The following is a 5,910-nucleotide window of genomic DNA, read 5'->3' on the forward strand; positions in this document are numbered from 1 at the left end:
GGTGTTGACCATCAAGAGATGGCGCCGCAACGGTCTGCCCATGGGCTGGGGCATCCGTGACGGTCAGCGAGTGCGTCTCGTCGACGATGACGTACTGCGCTCATGGTGGCGCGAGCGCATGAAACAGGATCCCGTATGGCAGAACAGATTACGTCGCATGCATGAGCAGAACGACGCGTCGCGATGATGCAGTCGTCCTGAAATCGCAGTTGAGCGTCTATCGAAGGGATGACGTCGTCCTCCTTGAAGACCCGCCGCGGCCCTGTGGTCGCTGGAGGACGCGCGTCGGTGGGCGCTTCGGCCACGTGCCCGGTGTGCGACCTGATGGGCGTGCGAGTGCAGCCGGATCGAGATGGGCGCCCGGTTCGCTGCCGCTGCTCGACGGATGCCTGCGACTGGGAAGCGAACTCGAACGACGACGCCGGCATATGGGCATCCGTCTTCGCCGAGGCTGCTCCGCCCGAGATGCGCCTCTATGATCTGAGCTTGCTCACCCTCGTGGACGCCACCCGACTCGCGCACCGCGAAGCGGGAACACGCGTCTGGGTGAAGGCCGGTGACCTCGAGCTTCGCCTCGGCCGATACCGCAAACACGACGTGCTCGCCGCGTGAGCGCGCACGATAGGCGAGGCCGCATGAAGATCTGGCTTACGCTGCAGGACGCCGCCAACGTAGCAGAACGCACCGAGCGCACCATCCGCAACTGGGTTGATGCCGAGGAGCACCGGTAGCCGAGCGTCGGACACACCTCCGCGCGGACAGCTGACTCCCGAGGGTCGCCTTAGCGGCATGACGCAACGCTATGGTGGCGCTCATGGCTTTCGAACTGTTGCCCGACGTAGTCGTTCCGGTCGGTCTCGGACTCATTTCCGCATTCGGTGCGACGACATACACGAACCATCTCGCGGCAAAACGCGAGATCCGGGTGATGGATGACGTGGCCGAGACAGCTGTCAGGGCGTATGCGAATGCGCTTGGCACCTACTCGATCTATCTCGAAGAGGTGGCGATCGCAGGAGGCTTCTGGGACCCGGCCAAGACCCTTATGGAGACGGGGAGCGCCGACAAGATCCGCGCCGCGTGGTTGGCCGCTCAACCATACTTCCACCGGTTGCAGGTGCACGAGAGTGAGCGGGCCGCAACCTCCCAGAGTTCTCCGGATGGCGGAGACGATGCAATGGAGGGATCCGGAAACTTCCACGAGCGCGCCGAACTCGTGCGCAAGGTGCTCGATCGAGGCCTCCGTCCGCGCCGCTAGTCTGATCGGCATGGGGAAAGCCAAGAGACAAAAGACCGAACGGTCTGCAGTGAAGGCGATCCAGACCCCCCAAGATCCGTTCGAGCTGCTACAAGAGGCCGTGGTCGCGGTCGGCGATGCCTTCGGTGAAGAGCCGAGCTGCGCTGAGGCTGCGGCCATGATGGTGATGGTCGGCCGCGAGCTCGGATTCGCGCTGACGCCACGGCCTGTGTCGCTGCTCGCCCATGACCATCGCACCGGCGACTTCGGAATCATGGGTCCGAAGGCCACGGCTATGGTCCCAGAAGGCCGACGAGACCAGCTCGAAGATCTCCGCCCAGGGGGCAAGGACAACGGTCACCTCGTCGTGACACTGGCCGATCCGAAGTTACTCATCGATGCGAACCTTCGACAGCTCGGAAAGTACGGGATGCCAGCGCCGAGCATCATGATGCGGATCCGATCGACTGAGCCTGAAAGCGGGGAGTGGGCGGGCCGGTTCGGAGACCTTGAGCTGCTCTACATTTTGGACGAGGACCATCAGCCGCTGCTGCGGGACTTCGATCGTCTGCTCGACTCGTACCGCGATGACGCTCGCCACCTGGTTGAGATGTTGAAGGCCGGCATGAACGCCGATCAGGTCCGGACACTGTTGAACCGCCGAGAATAGGTCTCGCTCAGTTCGGAGTGGAGAGGGGGGGAGCGGCTCCGTCTAAGGCCGCGGGATGCGCAACTAGAGCGGTGTTGCGCAGTCTTCCGTTGCGGTGGCGTTGCTGCCATAGTCATGGTGTGCCAACGCAGACCCTTTCGCCATCGTTCGCAGTAGGCGGCGCCACGGAGTTCGACCTTCTTATCGACGCTCTGCGCGCCAATGGGGTTCTGCTGAGTGTTGGGATCGCCTTCGCGGGCGTTCTCGTAGCGGTCAGTGTGTTCGTCGTCAACACACGCATCGCACGTCGGTCGGCGACCATCGAAGCCTGGCGCGAGTGGGCGAAGGAGTCCAGCGCGGCGCGGACGAGAATCGGGCAAGCGTTCCCGGCGCTGCGGATGACGCGTGAAGACGCTTTGCGCATCAGAACCCGTACCTCTCCCGCGCCCTGGTGGCACCGACGAGACGGGGCTCGCCGGGTGGCTCTGCAAGATAGTCGAAGAGACATCACGCAGATCCTGAACGGGCTGGAACGGATTGCCGTTGGCGCACGCATCCGGATCGTCGATAGGCGCCTGCTGAGGCGAATCGCTGGCACCCGGATCCCTGCGGCATACATCCTTTTTGAGGAGTACATCCTTGTGGTGCGCGAAGGGCAGCCGACGCGTCCGCCGCAACCTCGCGCGTACGCCGAGCTGACGAGGTTGGCTACTTGGATAGCGGGCGGTCCGCAGCAACTGGATGCACTCCGGCAGAGCAGATTACCCCTCGCAGACAACGGACCGATCGCTGCCACGCGCTCAGGCTTGTTGCTCAAAGAGGTCGGGGTCTTCGACCCACGCGCGAACTAGGTAGCGCATCTGACGGGAGGCCTCGGAAATCTCATCCTGCGTCGGCATGGCCCCTCCGATCCGCATCGTCCGCTGAAGCACAAGCCCAAGCATCCACTGCACGAGCCAGAAGGCGCTATTTCCGGGGAACTCGTTGTGCGCACGGTGGGTGAACCGGTGGAACTGCTCGGGCGCGTCGAATCGCGTGCTTCGGACGTAGGTTTGCTCGAAGTGGTCGACCCAAGCCAGGAGCGCTTCTCCGAAGTCCATGCGAGCGCGCTTAGCCCCCGATACGTCGGCGATGGGCGGGTCGCGATTCTCCCGGTCCTTGGCCTCGACGAAAGCCTTGGCGAGGGTCGCCAGAGATTCGGCGGACAATCGCCTCAGAACGCCCGCTTCAAGTTCGTGCTTTCTTCGGTCTGACTCAGCCCGGAGCTCGGATGCTTCCCGCTTGGCTTGGCTATCGAGAGAGTCTTTCCGGGCTACCCATGCCGCGACCGCAGCAGCTACCGCAGCCAACGCGGAGATCAGACTCAACCATGTCGCAGCATCCATCCTCGGACTCTACCGACGCCACATCGTTCCCTCCCAAACTGAGATGCGTTCGATGAGTCATGAACCTGTCGCTGATCCCGCCTCAGTGGACAGGTGCTCGTATCGACGCACCTTTCGTGTAGCAGGCGCAAATCGAATCGTGCCGCCACGGATAACAACGCGGCCTCATGCCCCAAACGCCCCGCCGCGTTGTACCAGTGCCGATAGCGGCGTGTCGTGTTTGACACGATTCCGTTGCACCCCCCTAACGTAATGATTACCAGGAATGTTGAAGGCCCCCACCGCCACGGTGAGGGCCTTCGTCGTTTCCTGAATCGGTGTGTCCCCACACCGCCGGGCGGCCGGCTCCCCAACCGGCCGCCCGCACGGGCCGAGCTAGTCGACGAGGACGGGATCCGATGAGCCGGTTCGCGCCCAAGTCCGGCCAGCCACCGCGTACTCGATCGTGGCTTCGTAGTCCAGCAGCGGTTGACGACTCCCGACGTGTTGTTGTCAACTCTCACGTAGACACTGTTCACCTGCTTGTCCCCAGCGTGACCGAAGCTCCCGCCGCCCCGAATCGCGACGGCGACTTTCGACGCCGCCTCCATACGTGCCGCTTCGTCTTCAGCCTTCGCGTCGTCCGTTTGCTGTTGGCGATGTCGCTGATCCGCGCGGAACGTCTGGACGGCCCACAACAGCGCTGCCACCGTAGCGATCGAGCCGAGTCACGCACACGAGGAGTACTCGTCGGCTTCGCATGTGGTGATCGTAGCGAAGACCGGCGGAATGTGGCTGCGGGCGCACGACGTCTCAGTCGGTCGCCCGCACGGGGCACGGCATGATGTTCGTATGGCAGAGCATGATGTTCAGATGCCCGAGCAGATCGAAGAGTTCTCGCGAACCCGGATCGAGCAGATGCTGGGGATGCTTCCCGCGATGGAGATGCGCGTTGATGAGATCGACGCGGTGAGCGGCGGGGTCCTTGAGCGGGAGAACTCCCAGACGGCCTATGAGCCGATCCAGCTCCAGGTGCAGCACCTACTCGTATGTGCCATCGAGCCACTCAGTACATGTTCGCGACTGATGCAGGGAGAGGGGCTGCCGCTGATGTCGCTGTACCCGCTCATTCGTGCCTCCATTGAGGCTTCCGCGTTCGCGGTGTGGCTGCTGGCGCCGGGGACAATAGCCAAGCGAGTGTTCCGATCGCTTCACCTCACGAAGACTCGGCGCGAAGATGCGGACGCTGCGACTGCTTCCTTCGTGCCGATCGACCCCGTCCAGACCAAGAGATTCCTCGATCGGCTGGAGGAACTGAAGTCAATGAACAAGGCGCTCCAGCAGTCGTCACTAGACCGAGACTTTCCTTCGACGACCGACGTGATCATCGACGCTGCGCGTCACATCACGACGGGCGAGCGGGACATACTCTCTGCCTGGCGTATCTGTAGTGGACTCGCGCACTCGAACAAGACGATGGCACACCGCGTACTCCAACGTCGGCAACTCACGGAGTGGTCCAAAGGGACGGCGACCTTCTACCAGACGTCGAGCTTCACGGTTGTCGAGGGGCTGATGCGTCCGGCGTTCGACGCGCTGCAGCAGGCGCTTGCGAAGTACGAGGAGCGTGCCGCGCAGAGCTAGCTGGCCGGCGGAGCAGGACGGAGCGCAGTGACGTCACCCCTGAAGAGTCGTCTTGCGACGGCCTAAGGCAGCGCGATACGTCTTCAGCGCATCCTCGGGCGCGATCTCACCGGCAGTCCAACCCATGAGCACGTCCTGCAGCGCCAGAACCTTCTCTCGGGTGTCTCGGCGACCGGGAGAAGCCAGATCGATCACCGCACTCAGTCCTTCGCGCTCTTCCGGGGGCAACTCAATCAGCAGACTTGCGACCGCCCGAGCGCGAGCGGAGTACGAGTCGTACAGTGCAGCATCGTCGTCGGTCGTCCTCGCCGCCCCCTGCGCCGCATTCGAAGTGAGCAGATCCACGACCGCCACGCGAATTCGCTCGTCTCGTGCCCGCTTCCGCGCACCCTTCGCAGTGAGAGTCTCCCGAACCCATGGCACCAACGCCGAACCCGTGAGGGCGACCACCGCTCCGAGAACTACCGCCCACCCTTGATCCATGACCGAACCCTATCGGGTGTCGATAGGCCACCCGATGGCTGACTGGTTGACGTACAAGCAGGCCGGGGCTCTCGTTCACCGCTCGCCCCGCTCGATCCGCTGCTGGAAATCGCAGGGCATGGACACGTCACTCGTCGAGATCGACGGCCAGATTGAAGGTAGACAAGTTTCTGAGGAAGCCCCGCACCGCTCATCCGGTCGGGGCTTCCGTCGTTTCCTGTCCCCATCCCCAGCAGGGCGGCCGGCATGTCCCACCGGCCGCCCGCACGGAAGGATAGATGCATGGCAACGGTTCAGGAACTCATCGACCTTCTCACCAAGCTCGACCCCGAGCTACCCGTCTACTTCAACGAAGCGAGCTACGGACTGACGGAAATCGGTCGTGCCGACGTCGAGACCGTCGAGACACACAGGATCGAGCGGGACGATTCCGGCCTTGGCCATCGAATGATCGTGCAGCTCACGGAGTAGCGATATCTCACGAGGGGAGCATCGATGAAGCTCACACTCGGGATCGCCGTTGGTATCAGCCT

The 5,910-nt window shown here is 63.2% G+C and carries 8 protein-coding genes and 1 pseudogene; 7 read left to right on the plus strand and 2 right to left on the minus strand.

What is annotated here, in order from left to right; genetic code table 11:
• From J7E68_RS15155 to J7E68_RS15170, 5 genes and pseudogenes are all read left to right on the plus strand, one after another.
• Nucleotides 1-187, plus strand: a pseudogene (locus J7E68_RS15155) (hypothetical protein); the annotation flags it as partial.
• A 299-nt stretch (nt 188-486) separates the two neighbouring features.
• On the plus strand, nt 487-612 hold the full coding sequence (locus tag J7E68_RS20180) for a hypothetical protein (RefSeq protein WP_285225495.1): 126 nt from the start codon (nt 487-489) through the stop codon (nt 610-612).
• A 202-nt stretch (nt 613-814) separates the two neighbouring features.
• Nucleotides 815-1,258: a hypothetical protein gene (locus J7E68_RS15160; protein WP_215173965.1), complete on the plus strand. Its 444-nt coding sequence runs from the start codon at nt 815-817 to the stop codon at nt 1,256-1,258.
• A 10-nt stretch (nt 1,259-1,268) separates the two neighbouring features.
• Nucleotides 1,269-1,907 (plus strand): hypothetical protein, encoded by a 639-nt coding sequence (locus tag J7E68_RS15165; RefSeq protein ID WP_215173967.1) that lies wholly within the window; start codon nt 1,269-1,271, stop codon nt 1,905-1,907.
• A gap of 119 nt (nt 1,908-2,026) precedes the next feature.
• On the plus strand, nt 2,027-2,737 hold the full coding sequence (locus tag J7E68_RS15170; protein WP_215173969.1) for a DUF4760 domain-containing protein: 711 nt from the start codon (nt 2,027-2,029) through the stop codon (nt 2,735-2,737).
• Here J7E68_RS15170 and J7E68_RS15175 read toward each other — a convergent pair.
• Nucleotides 2,687-3,271, minus strand: coding sequence for a hypothetical protein (locus J7E68_RS15175; RefSeq protein WP_215173972.1), 585 nt, complete (start codon nt 3,269-3,271; stop codon nt 2,687-2,689). The genes J7E68_RS15170 and J7E68_RS15175 overlap by 51 nt on opposite strands.
• 852 nt (nt 3,272-4,123) lie before the next feature.
• Between J7E68_RS15175 and J7E68_RS15180 the strand changes: the two genes are divergently transcribed.
• Complete coding sequence (locus J7E68_RS15180) at nt 4,124-4,894, plus strand: hypothetical protein (RefSeq protein ID WP_215173975.1); 771 nt, start codon at nt 4,124-4,126, stop codon at nt 4,892-4,894.
• Nucleotides 4,895-4,927: 33 nt separating this feature from the next.
• On the opposite strand, the gene J7E68_RS15185 is transcribed toward J7E68_RS15180, so the two are convergent.
• Nucleotides 4,928-5,239: a hypothetical protein gene (locus tag J7E68_RS15185; protein ID WP_215173977.1), complete on the minus strand. Its 312-nt coding sequence runs from the start codon at nt 5,237-5,239 to the stop codon at nt 4,928-4,930.
• A 420-nt stretch (nt 5,240-5,659) separates the two neighbouring features.
• Here J7E68_RS15185 and J7E68_RS15190 point away from each other — a divergent pair, with 420 nt between their 5' ends.
• On the plus strand, nt 5,660-5,848 hold the full coding sequence (locus J7E68_RS15190; protein ID WP_215173979.1) for a hypothetical protein: 189 nt from the start codon (nt 5,660-5,662) through the stop codon (nt 5,846-5,848).
• The last annotated feature ends 62 nt before the right edge of the window (nt 5,849-5,910 follow it).

The organism is Microbacterium sp. ISL-103, from assembly GCF_018613995.1.
GTDB lineage: Bacteria > Actinomycetota > Actinomycetes > Actinomycetales > Microbacteriaceae > Microbacterium.